Annotated in this window: 1 protein-coding gene; it reads right to left on the bottom strand. The window is 47.4% G+C overall.

What is annotated here, in order from left to right:
- Nucleotides 1-6: 6 nt before the first annotated feature.
- A partial coding sequence (gene tuf / locus R7P67_RS25350) for an elongation factor Tu (RefSeq protein WP_017822038.1) occupies nt 7-1,190 on the bottom strand: 1,184 nt, incomplete at its 5' end.

Raw genomic sequence — 1,190 nt, 5'->3', positions numbered from 1 at the left:
TATGAATTAGTCGAAGATCTTAGCAACAACACCAGCACCTACTGTACGGCCACCTTCACGGATCGCGAAACGTAGACCTTCGTCCATTGCGATTGGTGCGATTAGCTCTACAGTCATCTGTACGTTGTCGCCTGGCATTACCATTTCTACGCCGTCTGGTAGCTGGATGTCACCAGTTACGTCAGTTGTACGGAAGTAGAACTGTGGACGGTAGCCTTTGAAGAATGGAGTGTGACGACCACCTTCATCTTTAGACAGTACGTATACTTCTGATTCGAACTTAGTGTGTGGAGTGATTGAACCAGGCTTAGCTAGTACTTGACCACGTTCAACTTCGTCACGCTTAGTACCACGTAGAAGTGCACCAACGTTCTCACCTGCACGGCCTTCGTCTAGAAGCTTACGGAACATCTCAACACCAGTACATGTAGTTGTAGTAGTGTCTTTGATACCTACGATAGCAACTTCGTCACCTACAGTTAGGATACCACGCTCGATACGGCCAGTTACTACTGTACCACGACCTTGGATTGAGAATACGTCTTCGATAGGCATTAGGAATGGCTGATCTACCGCACGCTCTGGCTCAGGGATGTAAGTATCTAGAGCTTCTGCTAGTTCAACGATTTTCGCTTCCCACTGCTCTTCGCCGTTTAGTGCGCCTAGTGCAGAACCTTGGATAACTGGTAGGTCATCACCTGGGAAATCGTATTCAGATAGAAGTTCACGAACTTCCATTTCTACTAGTTCTAGTAGCTCTTCGTCGTCAACCATGTCACATTTGTTCATGAATACGATGATGTATGGGATACCAACCTGACGGCCTAGTAGGATGTGCTCACGAGTTTGTGGCATTGGGCCATCTGTCGCAGCAACAACTAGGATACCACCGTCCATCTGTGCAGCACCAGTGATCATGTTTTTAACATAGTCAGCGTGTCCTGGACAGTCAACGTGTGCGTAGTGGCGTGATGGAGTGTCGTACTCAACGTGAGAAGTTGCGATTGTGATACCGCGCTCACGCTCTTCTGGAGCGTTATCGATAGATGCGAAGTCTTTAGCTACACCGCCGTAAACTTTAGCAAGAGTAGTACAGATAGCTGCAGTTAGAGTTGTTTTACCGTGGTCAACGTGGCCGATAGTACCAACGTTAACGTGCGGTTTCGTACGTTCAAATTTTTCTTTAGACA

Source organism: Vibrio sp. Vb0937 (assembly GCF_033338855.1).
The sequence above is the reverse complement of the archived record's forward strand: the minus strand, read 5'-3'. Positions and strand labels throughout refer to the sequence as shown.